The organism is Pseudomonas fuscovaginae SE-1 (assembly GCF_000364705.1).
Classification (GTDB): domain Bacteria; phylum Pseudomonadota; class Gammaproteobacteria; order Pseudomonadales; family Pseudomonadaceae; genus Aquipseudomonas; species Aquipseudomonas fuscovaginae_A.
The window spans coordinates 1-15,884 of the sequence record NZ_AQOH01000104.1; the positions used below are offsets into that span (position 1 = coordinate 1).

General features: G+C 63.2%; 10 protein-coding genes. 9 read left to right on the forward strand and 1 reads right to left on the reverse strand.

Annotated elements, in window-relative coordinates; all coding sequences use genetic code 11:
* Positions 1 to 212: 212 nt before the first annotated feature.
* Positions 213 to 2,645, reverse strand: a complete 2,433-nt coding sequence (locus K675_RS0111560) for a penicillin-binding protein 1A (protein ID WP_420066335.1) — start codon at positions 2,643 to 2,645, stop codon at positions 213 to 215.
* Between the two features lie 206 nt (positions 2,646 to 2,851).
* On the opposite strand from K675_RS0111560, the gene K675_RS0111565 reads away from it, so the two are divergent.
* The 9 genes from K675_RS0111565 to gltB all read left to right on the forward strand — a co-directional run bounded on the left by K675_RS0111565 (position 2,852) and on the right by gltB (position 15,882).
* Positions 2,852 to 3,916 (forward strand): pilus assembly protein PilM, encoded by a 1,065-nt coding sequence (locus tag K675_RS0111565; protein ID WP_017903681.1) that lies wholly within the window; start codon positions 2,852 to 2,854, stop codon positions 3,914 to 3,916.
* A complete protein-coding gene (locus K675_RS0111570; RefSeq protein ID WP_017903682.1) occupies positions 3,916 to 4,482 on the forward strand; it encodes a PilN domain-containing protein in 567 nt (188 codons plus the stop codon). The genes K675_RS0111565 and K675_RS0111570 overlap by 1 nt, the downstream gene beginning before the upstream one ends.
* Positions 4,479 to 5,102: a type 4a pilus biogenesis protein PilO gene (pilO, locus tag K675_RS0111575; RefSeq protein WP_017903683.1), complete on the forward strand. Its 624-nt coding sequence runs from the start codon at positions 4,479 to 4,481 to the stop codon at positions 5,100 to 5,102. The genes K675_RS0111570 and pilO overlap by 4 nt, the downstream gene beginning before the upstream one ends.
* A complete protein-coding gene (gene pilP, locus K675_RS0111580; protein ID WP_017903684.1) occupies positions 5,099 to 5,626 on the forward strand; it encodes a type 4a pilus biogenesis lipoprotein PilP in 528 nt (175 codons plus the stop codon). Before pilO ends, pilP begins: the two co-directional genes overlap by 4 nt.
* 11 nt (positions 5,627 to 5,637) lie before the next feature.
* The gene (gene pilQ, locus K675_RS0111585) at positions 5,638 to 7,713 is read left to right on the forward strand and encodes a type IV pilus secretin PilQ (RefSeq protein WP_026145112.1); all 2,076 of its coding nucleotides are present in this window, start codon (positions 5,638 to 5,640) and stop codon (positions 7,711 to 7,713) included.
* A 4-nt stretch (positions 7,714 to 7,717) separates the two neighbouring features.
* Entirely contained in the window at positions 7,718 to 8,236 is a 519-nt protein-coding gene (gene aroK / locus K675_RS0111590; protein ID WP_026145113.1) for a shikimate kinase AroK, read from the forward strand.
* Between the two features lie 149 nt (positions 8,237 to 8,385).
* The gene (gene aroB / locus K675_RS0111595) at positions 8,386 to 9,486 is read left to right on the forward strand and encodes a 3-dehydroquinate synthase (RefSeq protein WP_017903687.1); all 1,101 of its coding nucleotides are present in this window, start codon (positions 8,386 to 8,388) and stop codon (positions 9,484 to 9,486) included.
* A gap of 10 nt (positions 9,487 to 9,496) precedes the next feature.
* Positions 9,497 to 11,086: an AAA family ATPase gene (locus K675_RS0111600; protein ID WP_026145114.1), complete on the forward strand. Its 1,590-nt coding sequence runs from the start codon at positions 9,497 to 9,499 to the stop codon at positions 11,084 to 11,086.
* 347 nt (positions 11,087 to 11,433) lie between these two features.
* Entirely contained in the window at positions 11,434 to 15,882 is a 4,449-nt protein-coding gene (gene gltB / locus K675_RS0111605; RefSeq protein ID WP_017903689.1) for a glutamate synthase large subunit, read from the forward strand.
* Positions 15,883 to 15,884 lie beyond the last annotated feature (2 nt).

A 15,884-nucleotide genomic window follows, 5' to 3' on the forward strand; every position in this document is an offset into this window, starting at 1 on the left:
TGTCGAGGCTGCTTGATGTGGCGAGCGGGCTTGCCCGCGCTGGGGTGCAAGGCACCCCTGAAGCCTGCTGGTTGCGTCAGTCCAGGTGACACGCGCTGCCTGAGTTGCGGCTGCCTTGCAGCCGGGCGAGCGGGCAAGCCCGCTCGCCACAAGCGCCCGCCTGTCAGGCGTGTCCACCCCACTCCATTGTTGGAGGAGTCATTCCCGTCTGGTCAGAACAGATCGATCGGCGCGGATTCGTCTGCTGGCAGAGGGCTGCCAGGGGCGCTGCCGCCAGTGCCCAGTTCGTTGACCGACGGCGGCGTATCCTCGCTCTTGAACAGCTCGAAGTAGGCGTTCGGCGTGCCGGGTACCGCTGCGCGGCCGCTGACCGGGTCGACCCGCAGGCTGAGGATGCCTTCCGGCTCGGCCTGGGTGTGCGGGGGCTTGTCCTTGAGCGCGGCGCCCATGTAGTCCATCCAGATCGGCAGCGACACCGTGCCGCCGAACTCGCGGCGGCCAAGGCTCTCCGGCTGGTCGAAGCCGGTCCAGACGGTGGTCACGTAGTCGGCGTTGTAGCCGCTGAACCAGGCATCCTTGGATTCGTTGGTGGTGCCGGTCTTGCCCGCCAGGTCGCTGCGGCCCAGGGCCAGGGCGCGGCGGCCGGTGCCGAGCTTGATCACGTCCTCGAGCATGCTGTTGAGGATGTAGGTGGTGCGTCCGTCGACGATGCGCTCGGCGACAGCCGGTGCCTGGGCGGCAGGCGCCGGGCCTTCGCTGGTGCCGTTGATGGTGAAGCTCGAATGGCTTGGTGCGGCGATCCCGTTGCTGGCGGCCATGCCGGTCGGTACGCTCGGCGGGTTGGCGACGAACAGGGTCTCGCCGTTGCGGCTTTCGATCTTGTCGATCAGGTACGGGGTGATCTTGTAGCCGCCGTTGGCAAAGGTGCTCCAGCCGGTGGCGATTTCCATCGGTGTCAGGGTCGCGGTACCCAGGGCCAGGGACAGGTTGCGTGGCAGGTCCTGCTTGTTGAAGCCGAACCGGGCAATGTAGTCGATGGTCTTGTCGACGCCCAGGCTTTGCAGCAGGCGGATCGACACCAGGTTGCGCGACTTGTACAGCGCCTCGCGCAGGCGGATCGGGCCGAGGAAGGTGTTGGTGTCGTTCTTCGGTCGCCAGACCTTGTCCAGGTACTCGTCGACGAACACGATCGGCGCGTCGTTGACCAGGCTGGCCGCGGTATAGCCGTTGTCCAGGGCCGCGCTGTAGATGAACGGCTTGAAGCTCGAGCCGGGCTGGCGCTTGGCCTGCATGGCGCGGTTGTAGTTGCTCTGCTCGAAGGCGAAGCCGCCGACCAGGGCGCGAATGGCGCCGTTCTGCGGGTCGAGCGAGACCAGCGCGCTCTGGGCGGCCGGGATCTGGCTGAACTTGAGGCTGTTGTCGGCCTGGCGCTGGACGCGGATCAGATCGCCGACCTGGGCGACATCGGCAGGTTGCCTCGGTGCCGCGCCGATGCTGTTGGTGTTCAGGTAGGGGCGGGCCCACTTCATGGTGTCCCAGGCCACGGTTTCGATGCCGTTGCGGGTCAGTACGTGCAGGGCGTTCTTGTCCACCTGGGTGACGATCGCCGGGTCGAGTCCGCTGATGGTGCGCTGCTTGCTCAGCTCGAGGTTCCAGGCCTCGCGGGTCTTGCCCGGCAGGCGCGACTCGGGGCCGCGGTAGCCATGGCGCTGGTCATAGGTGATCAGGCCTTCCTGGACCGCATGGTTGGCCATTTCCTGCAGGTTGCTCGGTACCGTGGTGGTGACGCGGAAACCTTCGGTGTAGGCGTCGCTGCCGTAGCGGCCGACCATTTCGGCGCGGGCCATCTCGGCGATGTACGGTGCGTTCACTTCCGGTGTCGGCACGTGGTAGCTGGCGTTCATCGGCTCGGCGAGGGCGGCCTGGTAGGCGGCTTCGTCGATCTTGCCCAACTTGTACATACGGCCGAGAATCCAGTCGCGGCGCTCCTTGGCCCGTACCGGGTTGGCCAGCGGGTTGAAGCGCGACGGCGCCTTGGGCAGGCCGGCGATCGTGGCCATCTGGGCCAGGCTGATGTCGCGGATCGACTTGCCGTAATAAACCTGCGATGCGGCTTCGATACCGTAGGCACGGTTGCCCAGGTAGATCTTGTTCACGTACAGCTCGAGGATTTCGTCCTTGGTCAGTTGGCGTTCGATCTGCAGGGCCAGAAGAATTTCATTGGTCTTGCGCGAGAAACTACGCTCACTGGACAGGAAGAAGTTCTTCGCCACCTGCATGGTGATGGTGCTGCCGCCGGACTGGATGTGCCCGCTCTTGACCAGTTGGGTCGCGGCGCGCATCAGGCTGCTGGGGTCGACGCCATAGTGATTGGCGAAGTTGTCATCTTCGGCGCTGAGCAGGGCGTTGATGAAATTCGGGGGGATGTCGGCGAAGCGGATGGGAGAACGACGCATTTCGCCAAATTCTGCTATCAGTTTGCCATCGCTGGTGTAGACCCGCAGCGGAATCTGCAACTGGATGCTTCGCAGAGCCTCCACGGACGGCAGGCCCGGACTAAGATAGAGAAACGCGCCGCTCAGGACGAGCAGCAGCCCGCAGAATATGGCGACGAAAGACCACCCGAAAAACTTCAGCAGACGAATCAAGGCTTGTGGATTTCCAGATAAAAGAATGAGTTGGGCGTCAGGCTAGATTCACGGCAAGCGCTGGTTCGACGACTCGGAGAAAAGCGTGGGGCATTATAAGCATTTTTGGCCTTGAGCGTCATTTGCGCTTATGTCAAGACTGCTATTAAATGCCCTTCATCATAAAGGGTCCGTAAGTCGCGGATAGTAATAGGGAATCGGTAGTGCTTGGACTCTTCGGCAAAAAAGCGCATTCGCTCCTGGGTATCGACATCAGTTCCACCTCGGTCAAGCTCCTCGAATTGAGCCGCTCGGGCAATCGATATCGGGTCGAGTCCTATGCCGTGGAACCGTTGCCGCCCAATGCCGTGGTCGAGAAGAACATCGCCGAGCTCGAAGGCGTCGGCCAGGCCCTGACGCGGGTGCTGCTCAAGGCCCGAACCAGCGCGCGAGAAGCCGCGGTGGCGGTGGCCGGTTCCGCGGTCATCACCAAGACCATCGAAATGGATGCCGGGCTCTCCGATGACGACATGGAGAGCCAGCTCAAGATCGAAGCCGACCAGTACATTCCCTACCCGCTGGAGGAAGTCGCCATCGACTTCGAGGTCCAGGGGTATTCGGCACGCAACCCCGAGCGGGTCGAAGTGCTGCTCGCCGCCTGTCGGAAAGAAAACGTCGAAGTGCGCGAAGCGGCCCTCGGCCTGGCCGGGCTCGATGCCCGGGTGGTCGATGTCGAGGCCTATGCGCTGGAGCGCTCCTTTGGCCTGCTGGCGTCCCAACTGGCCATCGACCACGACAGGCTGACCGTCGCGGTGGTCGATATCGGTGCGACCATGACCACCCTCAGTGTCCTGCACAACGGGCGGATCATCTATACCCGCGAGCAGTTGTTCGGCGGACGCCAGCTCACCGAGGAAATCCAGCGGCGCTATGGCCTGTCCAACGAGGAGGCGGGGCTGGCGAAGAAGCAGGGCGGCCTGCCCGACGACTACGTGCTCGAGGTCCTGCAGCCGTTCAAGGATGCCCTGGTCCAGCAGGTTTCGCGCTCCCTGCAGTTCTTTTTCGCCTCGGGCCAGTACAACGAGGTCGACTACATCCTGCTGGCCGGCGGCACCGCCTCCATTGCCGGTCTCGATCACCTGATCCAGCAGCGGCTGGGTACGCCGACCATGGTCGCCAACCCTTTCGCCGACATGGCGTTGAGCAGCAAGGTCAATGCCGGGGCGCTGGCCAGCGACGCGCCAGCCCTGATGATCGCCTGTGGCCTGGCGTTGAGGAGTTTTGACTGATGGCGCGGATCAACCTTCTGCCCTGGCGCGAACAACTGCGTGAAGAACGACGCAAGCGTTTCCTGACGGCCCTGGTCGGGGTGCTGGTGATTTCGGTCGGTGTCATCCTGATTGCCGACCAGTACATCAGCCGCTCCATCGATCATCAGGTCGCGCGCAACGCCTATGTGAGCAAGGAAATCGCCCAACTGGACTCGCGGATCAAACAGATCAGCGACTTGAAAGCCCGTCGCCAGCAGTTGATCGAGCGGATGAAGATCATCCAGGACCTGCAGGGCAACCGTTCGATCAGCGGGCGGATCTTCGATCAATTGACGCGAACCCTGCCTGATGGCGTGTATTTCACGGATGTGAAGATGACCGGCAAGGTCATCGCGATCACCGGTGCGGCGGAGTCCAACAACCGCGTCTCTGACCTGATGCGCAACCTCGATGCCTCCGATTGGCTCGAGGCTCCCAGCCTGACCGAGGTCAAGGCGACCACCAGTGGCACGGTCGACCAGGCCAATGTGTTCCAGTTGAGCGTGCGCCAGACCCAGCCTCCAGTTCCGGGGGCTGCCAGATGAATATTTCCGAACGGCTGGAAAACCTGCGCAAGATCGACATCGCCGATCTCGATATGCAGAACATCGGCTCCTGGCCGGCTGCGGTCAAGGTGTTCTGTGGGGTGATTGTCGCGGTGCTCGTGCTGGCGTTGGGCTACGTGGTTTACATTCAGGATCTGACCGAGCAACTGGACCAGCAGCGGGCGGGCGAGGTCACCCTCAAGGAGCAGTTCGCAACCAAGGCGCACCTGGCGGCCAACCTCGAAGCCTACACCCAGCAGATGCTCGACATGGAAGCCTCCTTCGGTGCGCTGCTCAAGCAACTGCCCAGCGATACCGAAGTACCGGGGCTGCTGGAAGACATCACGCGTACGGGCCTGGGCAGCGGGCTGGAGTTCGAGGAGATCAAGCTGTTGCCGGAAGTGGCGCAGCAGTTCTATATCGAGCTGCCGATCCAGATCACCGTCACCGGTGCCTACCACGACCTCGCCACCTTCGTCAGCGGTGTCGCCAGCCTGCCACGGATCGTCACCCTGCATGACTTCGAAATCAGGCCGGTGACCGAGGGCAATGGCAACAAGCTGCGCATGAACATTCTCGCCAAGACCTATCGCTACAACGACAAGGGACTGCAGAAATGATCGGCTTGCGCGGGTTGTGCGTGGGGCTGCTGACCCTGTTGCTGGCCGGCTGTGGCGGTGGCAATGATTTCAGCGACCTGGATGCCTACATGCGCGAGGTGCGTGCGCGGCCGGCCGGCAACATCGAGCCGACGCCGAAGTTTCAATCCTACGAGGCGTTCACCTACAACGCGTCTTCGCTGCGCAGTCCGTTCCAGCCGCCGGTCAAGATCGACCTGGTGAATCGCCAGAAAGGCTCGCGCGAGGTCAAGCCGGATCCGAACCGGACCAGGCAGTTCCTCGAAGGCTTCAATATCGAGCAGTTCGAGATGGTGGGCACCCTTTCCAATGCCGGCGGTACCTACGCCTTGCTGCGCGGGGCCGGTGGCGTTCATCGATTGAAGGTGGGCGATTACCTGGGGCGCAACGAGGGCCGTATCGTGGCTATCACCGATTCCCAGGTCGAAGTGATCGAGATCGTTCCGGACGGCGAAGGCGGCTGGCTGGAACGACCTCGCACCATCCCCTTGAAAGAGCACTCATAGTGGAACTCGATATGAACAGGATCCTTTGCGCCCTCGGCCTTTCGCTATGGATGGCGCTGGTGTCGCCGATGGTGTTCGCCGCCAACCTCAAGAACCTCGACGTGGCGGCGCTGCCTGGGGATCGGGTCGAGATCAAGCTGGCCTTCGACAGCGCCCCTCCGGCTCCGCACGGCTATACCACCGAGCAGCCGGCGCGGATTGCCCTGGACCTGACCGGGGTGGCCAGCCAGCTGACCACCCGGACTCGCGACCTGGGCGTGGGCAACGCGCGCAGCGTGACCGTGGTCGAAGCCAAGGATCGCACCCGGCTGATCATCAATCTGACCAAGCTGGCGCCCTACAGCACGCGGATCGATGGCAATAACCTGTTCGTGGTGGTCGGCCAGGGCGCGGTGCCCGCGGTTGCCAGCCAGGCAGCCGGCAGCCGGCCGGTGGCTGGCGCCGCGCAACCGGCGCGGGTGGCGCCCAAGGCCTATGCGCCGGTGGGCAAGACCATTCGCAGCGTCGACTTCCAGCGTGGCGAGCAGGGCGAAGGCAATGTGGTCATCGAGCTTTCCGATCCTTCCATCAGCCCGGATATCCAGGAAAAGGGCGGCAAGATCAATGTGGACTTCCCGCGCACCCAGTTGCCGGAGTCCCTGCGCGTGCGCCTGGACGTGAAGGATTTCGCCACGCCGGTGCAGTACGTCAATGCCACGGCGTCCGCCGACCGCGCGAGCATTTCCATCGAGCCGGGCGGTGCCTTCGATTATTCGACCTATCAGACCGACAACAGGCTGACCATCAGCGTCCGCCCACTGACCGTCGATGACATTCAGCGACGCAACGCCGAGCGTTTTGTCTACAGCGGCGAAAAGCTGTCGCTGAACTTCCAGGACATCGACGTCCGCTCGGTGCTGCAACTGATCGCCGACTTCACCAACCTGAACCTGGTGGCCAGCGACACGGTGCAGGGCGGGATCACCCTGCGCCTGCAGAACGTGCCGTGGGACCAGGCGCTGGACCTGGTGCTCAAGACCAAGGGCCTGGACAAGCGCAAGATCGGCAACGTGCTGCTGGTGGCACCGGCGGACGAGATCGCCGCGCGTGAGCGCCAGGAGCTGGAGTCGCAGAAGCAGATCGCCGAACTGGCACCGTTGCGCCGCGAGCTGCTGCAGGTCAACTACGCCAAGGCCGCGGATATCGCCAAGCTGTTCCAGTCGGTCACCAGTGCCGAAAGCAAGGGGGACGAGCGTGGCTCGATCACCGTGGACGAGCGCACCAACAACATCATTGCCTACCAGACCCAGGAACGCCTCGATGAATTGCGGCGGATCGTGGCGCAGTTGGACATCCCGGTACGCCAGGTAATGATCGAGGCGCGTATCGTCGAAGCCAACGTCGGTTACGACAAGCAACTGGGTGCCCGCTGGGGCGGCAGCATTTCCGGTGGCAACTGGAAGACCAACGGCGGTTCGCCGACCTTGAGCCGCCTGACCGGCCAGAGTTCCAGCACGCCGTTCGTCGACCTGGGCGCCACTTCGGCGACCTCCGGTATCGGCATCGGCTTCGTCACCGACAACACCATTCTCGACCTGGAGCTGAGCGCGATGGAGAAGACCGGCAACGGTGAGGTGGTGTCGCAGCCCAAGGTGGTCACGTCCGACAAGGAAACCGCGAAGATTCTCAAGGGTACGGAGATCCCGTATCAGGAGTCGAGCTCCAGCGGCGCCACCTCGGTGTCCTTCAAGGAGGCTTCGCTGTCCCTCGAAGTGACGCCGCAGATCACTCCGGACAACCGGATCATCATGGAAGTGAAGGTCACCAAGGACGAGCCGGACTACCAGAACGTGCTCAACAACGTACCGCCGATCAAGAAGAACGAAGTCAACGCCAAGGTGCTGGTCAACGACGGTGAAACCGTGGTGATCGGCGGCGTGTTCTCCAATACTCAGAGCAAAACCGAAGAGAAGGTGCCATTTCTGGGCGATGTGCCGTATGTTGGGCGCCTTTTCCGTCGGGACATCGTTTCGGAAGCAAAATCCGAGCTGCTGGTATTCCTGACTCCGCGTATCATGAATAACCAGGCGATTGCTGTGAGTCGTTGATTCTGTGCGAAATTTGATTCTTGTTGGGCCTATGGGGGCTGGAAAGAGCACCATAGGTCGTTTGCTGGCCAAAGAGTTGCGTCTGCCTTTCAAGGATTCCGACAAGGAAATTGAATTGCGCACCGGCGCGAATATTCCGTGGATCTTCGACAAGGAAGGCGAACCGGGCTTCCGTGACCGTGAGCAGGCGATGATTGCCGAGCTGTGTGCCAGCGACGGCGTGGTCCTGGCCACCGGCGGGGGCGCGGTGATGCGCGATGAAAACCGCCAGGCGCTGCATGCCGGCGGGCGGGTGGTCTACCTGCATGCCTCGGTGGAGCAGCAGGTGGGGCGTACCGCCCGCGACCGCAACCGGCCGCTGCTGCGTACGGCCGATCCGGCGAAAACCCTGCGTGACCTGCTGGCGATCCGTGATCCGCTTTATCGGGAAATCGCCGATCTGGTGGTGGAAACCGATGAGCGGCCGCCACGCATGGTCGTGCTGGACATCCTTGAGCGCTTGCAGCAGCTACCTCCCCGTTAAAGCAGGCGAGGAAATGCGCTATCCTCGACGCCCGCCATGCCCGCTCGCGGTCATGGCTCAAGGCCATCGGGCCGCGCCGGAAACCGACGCCGCCAACAATCGTTAATCCTGGGACTGGACGCCCGCGTCCATCTTCACTGTGGGGACTCATGCAGACACTTAAGGTCGATCTTGGCGAGCGCAGCTACCCGATTCACATTGGCGAGGGGTTGCTGGACCAGCCCGAGCTGCTGACGCCGCACATTGCCGGTCGGCAAGTTGCAATCGTCTCCAACGAAACCGTTGCGCCGCTCTATCTAGAGCGCCTGAGCCGCAGCCTGGCGGCCTATTCGGTGATTTCTGTGGTGCTGCCCGACGGCGAGGCCTTCAAGAACTGGGAAACCCTGCAGCTGATTTTCGACGGCCTGCTCAAGGCCCGTCACGACCGTCGCACCACCATCATCGCCCTGGGCGGCGGGGTCATCGGTGACATGGCCGGTTTTGCCGCGGCCTGTTATCAGCGCGGAGTGGACTTTATCCAGGTACCGACTACCTTGTTGTCGCAGGTCGATTCGTCGGTGGGCGGCAAGACCGGTATCAACCACCCGCTGGGCAAGAACATGGTCGGGGCGTTCTATCAGCCGAACGCGGTGCTGATCGATACCGCGAGCCTCAAGACGTTGCCGGCCCGCGAGCTGTCGGCGGGGCTGGCGGAGGTCATCAAGTACGGGCTCATCTGCGACGAGCCATTCCTGACCTGGCTGGAGGAGCACGTCGATGCCCTGCGTGGCCTGGACCAGGCGGCCCTGACCGTGGCCATCGAGCGTTCCTGCGCGGCCAAGGCGGCGGTAGTCGGTGCCGATGAGCGCGAGTCCGGCGTGCGTGCCACGCTCAACCTCGGGCACACCTTCGGTCATGCCATCGAAACCCACATGGGCTATGGCGTATGGCTGCACGGCGAGGCGGTGGCTGCGGGTACGGTCATGGCACTGGAAATGTCCACGCGCCTGGGCTGGATCAGCGAGGCCGAGCGCGACCGTGGTATTCGCCTGTTCCAGCGTGCGGGCTTGCCGGTCATTCCTCCGCAGGAGATGACCGAAGCCGATTTTCTCGAACACATGGCGGTTGACAAGAAAGTGATCGATGGTCGCATGCGCCTGGTGCTGTTGCGCCGCTTGGGCGAAGCCGTGGTGACCGACGATTATCCGAAAGAGGTTCTACAGGCCACGCTGGGTGCGGACTACCGCGCCTTGGCTCAGCTTAAAGGTTGATTAGATTCCGATGACTAGTTTGCATGCCGACGAGGCTTTCCTCGGCCATTATCAGTTGAGTCACGATCCTTTCGCTCCACGGGTGCCTGGCTTCAAGTTTTTCCCGGCCCAGCGCAAGCCGGTACTGGGGCAGTTGCATCACCTGGCCCGCTACAGCCAATTGCTGCTGGTGGTCACAGGTCCCCTGGGGAGCGGCAAGACCCTGCTGCGTCAGGCGTTGGTGGCCAGCACCAACAAGCAGTCGGTGCAGAGCGTGGTGGTTTCCGCTCGCGGTGCCGGTGATGCGGCCGGTGTGCTGTACCAGATCGCCCAGGCGCTGAATGTGGCCGAGACCGACGTTTCCTCTATCCTGGCACAGGTGGTGCAACTGGCGCTCACCGGCCAGGAGGTCTATCTGCTGGTCGACGATGCCGAGCAACTGGACGATTCGGCGATCGAGGCCCTGCTGGCTCTGGCCGCCGGAGCTCCGGAAGGCCGGCCGCATGTCTTCCTGTTCGGCGAGTCGTCGCTGATTGCCGCTCTGGAGCCGCACAGCGCGCAGGAAGAGCATTTTCACGTGATTGAGCTGCAGCCCTACACGGAAGAGGAAACCCGCGAATATCTGGCCCAGCGCCTGGAGGGGGCGGGGCAGGGGATAGAACTTTTTTCCGCTGAGCAGATCACTGAGATTCATGAAAGCGCCGAGGGTTGGCCTGGCAACATCAACCAGGTGGCCCGCGACGCGATGATCGAAGCCATGATTGCCAGCCGCTCCGCGGTCAAGCGACCAAGTATGGGGTTCAAGATGTCAAAGAAATACGTGTTGGCGTTGTCCGGCGTGGTGGTGGTCGCGATCGCTGCGGCCTGGATGAGTTCGGGTCGCAGCAAGGCGCCGGTAACCGCCGGTGCGCCAAGCGAACAGGCCCAACTGCCTCTGGGGCAGGCGCCGAAGCCCGGCAGTGGTCCGGCGGTCGAGTTCGCCGGCAATTCGCAACCGATGCCACTGCCGTTGGTCGGCCAGTCGCAACCGGTGATGCGCGGTCCGCTGGCTGAAGCGGCCGGTGGCATGCCGGAAGGCGATGACGGTGGCGCTCCGGCGGTGGATGGCGGCGTGGCGCAGCCGCCAACCGTGACCACCACCGCACCACCGCTGGGCGTGCCGGCGGGTCCGGCACCGACGCCGGCTCGCCCGACGCCGGCACCTGCCCAGGTAGCCACGGCCAAGCCGGCCGCTCCCGCCGCCAAGCCAGCGCAGACGCCAGTGCCGGTGCCGGCCGCCAAGCCGGTGGCCAAGGCCGAGAAGCCAGTTGCCGCAGCGGCCAAGCCGGCTGCCGGCAGTAGCTGGTACGCAGGCCAGGCTCCTGGCCACTACGTGGTGCAGATCCTCGGTACCAGTTCCGAAGCCACTGCCCAGAACTTCGTCAAGGAGCAGGGCGGCGAGTACCGTTATTTCAAGAAAGTGCTCAACGGCAAGCCGCTTTATGTGATCACTTATGGTAGTTTCGCCAGCCGCGATGCAGCGGTAAACGCTATCAAGGCCTTGCCAGCGAAGGTTCAGGCTGGTAAACCTTGGCCACGCACTGTCGCCAGCGTCCAACAGGACCTCGCCACAACTCGCTGATGAATCGGCGGCCTTACCCAGGTCGCCCTTCCGGCACCTCAAAATTTCCACATAGGCGCGCAGCCCGCAAAGCTGCGTGCCTTGTGGTGTCTGCGTCACGGTAGGTTTGAGTCGTCACGGTCGAAATCCAAAAAATTTTGACTAACACGAAATATCGCTTTAAAACTTTCATAAATGCGACGCGAATTTTCGACATTTCGTCGCTAAATTTGTGGGCGTCTGTGTCGGTGTGTACAATGACCTCCCTTTTGCCCCTACAAAGTCGGCGTACGTTCGGCGTGGATGGTAAGCGGTTGAATTGAAAAGAAATTTGCCTCGTTCAGAGGCAGCCTGGTGAGAAAGTGTCTATGAAAGCAGGTCTGTACCAACCAGATGAATTCAAGGATAACTGTGGTTTCGGCCTGATTGCCCACATGCAAGGCGAACCCAGTCATCACCTGTTGCAGACGGCCATCGAGGCCCTGACCTGCATGACCCACCGTGGTGGGATCAACGCCGACGGCAAGACCGGTGACGGTTGCGGTCTTCTGATCCAGAAGCCCGACCAGTTCCTGCGCGCTGTCGCAAAAACGCAATTCGGTAGCGATCTGCCCAAGCAGTACGCGGTGGGCATGGTGTTCTTCAACCAGGACCCGGTCAAAGCCGAAGCCGCACGCGAAAACATGAATCGCGAAATCCTCGCGGCCGGCCTGCAACTGGTGGGCTGGCGCAAGGTGCCGATCGATACCAGCGTCCTCGGCCGCCTGGCCCTGGAGCGCCTGCCGCAGATCGAGCAGGTATTCATCGGCGGTGAAGGCCTGAGCGACCAGGCATTCGCCATCAAGCTGTTCAGCGCCCGTCGTCGCTCGTCGGTGGCCAACGCCGCCGATACCGATCACTACATCTGCAGCTTTTCCCACAAGACCATCATCTATAAAGGCCTGATGATGCCGGCGGACCTCGCCGCCTTCTATCCGGACCTCGGTGACCCGACGCTCAAGACCGCGATCTGCGTGTTCCACCAGCGTTTCTCGACCAACACCCTGCCGAAATGGCCGCTGGCGCAACCGTTCCGCTTTCTGGCGCACAACGGCGAGATCAACACCATCACCGGCAACCGCAACTGGGCCCTGGCCCGTCGCACCAAGTTCGCCAACGACCTGATCCCCGATCTCGACGAGTTGGGCCCGCTGGTCAACCGTGTCGGTTCCGACTCATCGAGCATGGACAACATGCTGGAGCTGATGGTAACCGGCGGCATCGACCTGTTCCGTGGCGTGCGCATGCTGATTCCGCCAGCGTGGCAGAACGTCGAGACCATGGATGCCGACCTGCGTGCGTTCTATGAATTCAACTCCATGCACATGGAGCCCTGGGACGGCCCGGCGGGCGTCGTGATGACCGAAGGTCGCCACGCGGTCTGCCTGCTCGACCGTAACGGCCTGCGCCCGGCGCGCTGGGTCACCACCAAGAACGGCTACATCACCCTGGCGTCGGAAATCGGCGTGTGGAATTACCAGCCGGAAGACGTCATCGCCAAGGGCCGTGTCGGCCCGGGGCAGATCTTCGCCGTGGACACCGAGACCGGGCAGATCCTCGACACCGACTCGATCGACAACCGCCTGAAGTCGCGCCACCCGTACAAGCAGTGGCTGCGCAAGCACGCCCTGCGCATCCAGGCGACCATGGAAGACAATGACCATGGTTCGGCGTTCTACAACGTCGAGCAGCTCAAGCAGTACATGAAGATGTACCAGGTCACCTTCGAGGAGCGTGACCAGGTGCTGCGCCCACTGGGTGAACAGGGCTACGAAGCGGTCGGCTCGATGGGCGACGACACGCCGATGGCCGTGCTGTCCCAGCGCGTGCGCACGCCGTACGACTACTTCCGCCAGCAGTTCGCCCAGGTGACCAACCCGCCGATCGACCCGCTGCGTGAAGCGATCGTCATGTCGCTGGAGATCTGCCTTGGTGCCGAGCGCAACATCTTCGAAGAGTCGCCGGAACACGCCTCGCGGGTGATCCTCAGCTCGCCGGTGATCTCGCCGGCCAAGTGGCGTTCGCTGATGAACCTGGAGCGTCCGGGCTTCGAGCGCCAGATCATCGACCTGAACTACGACGAGAGCGTCGGCCTCGAAGCGGCCGTGCGCAACATCGCCGACCAGGCCGAGGAAGCCGTGCGTGCCGGGCGTACCCAGATCGTCCTCAGCGACCGCCATATCGCGCCGGGCAAGCTGCCGGTGCATGCGTCCCTGGCCACCGGTGCGGTGCATCACCGCCTGACCGAGAAAGGCCTGCGCTGCGACAGCAACATCCTGGTCGAAACCGCGACCGCCCGTGACCCGCATCACTTCGCGGTGCTGATCGGTTTCGGTGCCTCGGCGGTCTATCCGTTCCTGGCCTACGAAGTGCTGGGCGACCTGATCCGCACCGGCGAAGTACTGGGCGACCTGTACGAAGTCTTCAAGAACTACCGCAAGGGCATCACCAAGGGCCTGCTCAAGATCCTGTCGAAGATGGGCATCTCGACCATCGCCTCGTACCGTGGCGCGCAGTTGTTCGAAGCCATCGGCCTGTCCGAGGAAGTGGTCAACCTGAGCTTCCGTGGCGTGCCGAGCCGGATCAAGGGCGCCCGTTTCGTCGACCTCGAAGCCGAGCAGAAGTTGCTGGCGGCCGAAGCCTGGAGCACGCGCAAGCCGATCCAGCAGGGCGGCCTGCTGAAGTTCGTCTACGGTGGCGAATACCACGCCTACAACCCGGACGTGGTCAACACCCTGCAGGCCGCCGTGCAGCAGGGCGACTACGCCAAGTTCAAGGAATACACCGCGCTGGTGGACAACCGTCCGGTGTCGATGATCCGCGACCTGCTCAAGGTCAAGACCCTCGACACGCCGCTGAGCCTCGACGAGATCGAGCCGCTGGAGGCGATCCTCAAGCGCTTCGACTCGGCGGGTATCTCGCTCGGCGCGCTGTCGCCGGAGGCCCACGAAGCCCTGGCCGAGGCGATGAACCGCCTGGGCGCGCGCTCCAACTCCGGCGAGGGTGGCGAAGATCCATCGCGCTACGGCACCATCAAGAGCTCGAAGATCAAGCAGGTCGCGACCGGCCGTTTCGGTGTGACTCCGGAGTATCTGGTCAACGCCGAAGTGCTGCAGATCAAGGTGGCCCAGGGCGCCAAGCCCGGCGAGGGCGGCCAACTGCCGGGCGGCAAGGTCAACGGGCTGATCGCCAAGCTGCGTTATGCGGTGCCGGGCGTGACCCTGATCTCGCCGCCGCCGCACCACGACATCTACTCGATCGAAGACCTGTCGCAGTTGATCTTCGACCTCAAGCAGGTCAACCCGCAGGCGCTGGTTTCGGTGAAACTGGTGGCGGAAGCCGGCGTCGGCACGATCGCCGCCGGTGTGGCGAAAGCCTATGCCGACCTGATCACCATCTCCGGCTATGACGGCGGTACCGGCGCCTCGCCGCTGACCTCGATCAAGTACGCCGGTGCGCCGTGGGAACTCGGCCTGGCCGAAACCCACCAGACCCTGCGCGGCAACGACCTGCGCGGCAAGGTCCGGGTGCAGACCGACGGCGGCCTGAAAACCGGCCTCGACGTGATCAAGGCGGCCATTCTCGGCGCCGAGAGCTTCGGCTTCGGTACCGCGCCGATGATCGCCCTGGGTTGCAAATACCTGCGTATCTGCCACCTGAACAACTGCGCCACCGGCGTGGCGACCCAGAACGACAAGCTGCGCAAGGACCACTACATCGGTACCGTCGACATGGTGGTGAACTTCTTCACCTACGTCGCCGAGGAAACCCGCGAGTGGCTGGCGAAGCTGGGCGTGCGCAGCCTTGAAGAACTGATCGGGCGTACCGACCTGCTGGACGTCATCGAAGGCCAGACCGCCAAGCAGCACCACCTGGACCTGACGCCGCTGCTGGGCAGCGACCATGTGCCGGCGGACAAGCCGCAGTTCTGCCAGGTCGACCGCAACCCGCCATTCGACCAGGGCCTGCTGGCCGAGAAAATGGTGGAGATGGCCCGGGCTGCGATCAACGACCTCAGCGGCGCCGAGTTCGACCTGGATATCTGCAACTGCGACCGTTCCATCGGCGCGCGGATCTCCGGCGAAATCGCCCGTGTCCATGGCAACCAGGGCATGGCCAAGGCGCCGATCACCTTCCGCTTCAAGGGCACGGCCGGGCAGAGCTTCGGCGTGTGGAACGCCGGTGGCCTGAACCTGTACCTCGAAGGCGATGCCAACGACTACGTGGGCAAGGGCATGACCGGCGGCAAGCTGGTGATCGTGCCGCCCAAGGGCAGCGCCTATCGCACCCAGGACAGCGCCATCGTCGGTAATACCTGTCTGTACGGCGCCACCGGCGGCAAGCTGTTCGCCGCCGGCACCGCGGGCGAGCGTTTCGCGGTGCGCAACTCCGGCGCCCACGCCGTGGTTGAAGGCACTGGCGACCACTGCTGCGAATACATGACCGGCGGTTTCGTCTGCGTACTCGGCAAGACCGGCTACAACTTCGGTTCGGGCATGACTGGCGGTTTCGCCTACGTGCTGGACCAGGACAATACCTTTGTCGACAAGGTGAACCACGAGTTGGTGGAGATCCAGCGGATCAGCGGCGAAGCGATGGAAGCCTATCGCAGCCACCTGCAGAGCGTGCTGGACGAATACGTCGAGGAGACCGGCAGCGAATGGGGTCGCAACCTCGCCGAGAACCTGGATGACTACCTGCGGCGCTTCTGGCTGGTCAAGCCGAAGGCAGCCAGCCTGAAGTCGCTGTTGTCCAGCACCCGTGCCAACCCGCAGTGATG

What these genes read in the sequence shown, in the direction of transcription:
- pilO (WP_017903683.1), top strand. Translation starts at nt 4,479, where the DNA reads ATGAATATTTCCGAACGGCTGGAAAACCTGCGCAAGATCGACATCGCC.
- K675_RS0111600 (WP_026145114.1), top strand. Translation starts at nt 9,497, where the DNA reads ATGACTAGTTTGCATGCCGACGAGGCTTTCCTCGGCCATTATCAGTTG.
- K675_RS0111570 (WP_017903682.1), top strand. Translation starts at nt 3,916, where the DNA reads ATGGCGCGGATCAACCTTCTGCCCTGGCGCGAACAACTGCGTGAAGAA.
- aroB (WP_017903687.1), top strand. Translation starts at nt 8,386, where the DNA reads ATGCAGACACTTAAGGTCGATCTTGGCGAGCGCAGCTACCCGATTCAC.
- gltB (WP_017903689.1), top strand. Translation starts at nt 11,434, where the DNA reads ATGAAAGCAGGTCTGTACCAACCAGATGAATTCAAGGATAACTGTGGT.
- pilP (WP_017903684.1), top strand. Translation starts at nt 5,099, where the DNA reads ATGATCGGCTTGCGCGGGTTGTGCGTGGGGCTGCTGACCCTGTTGCTG.
- pilQ (WP_026145112.1), top strand. Translation starts at nt 5,638, where the DNA reads ATGAACAGGATCCTTTGCGCCCTCGGCCTTTCGCTATGGATGGCGCTG.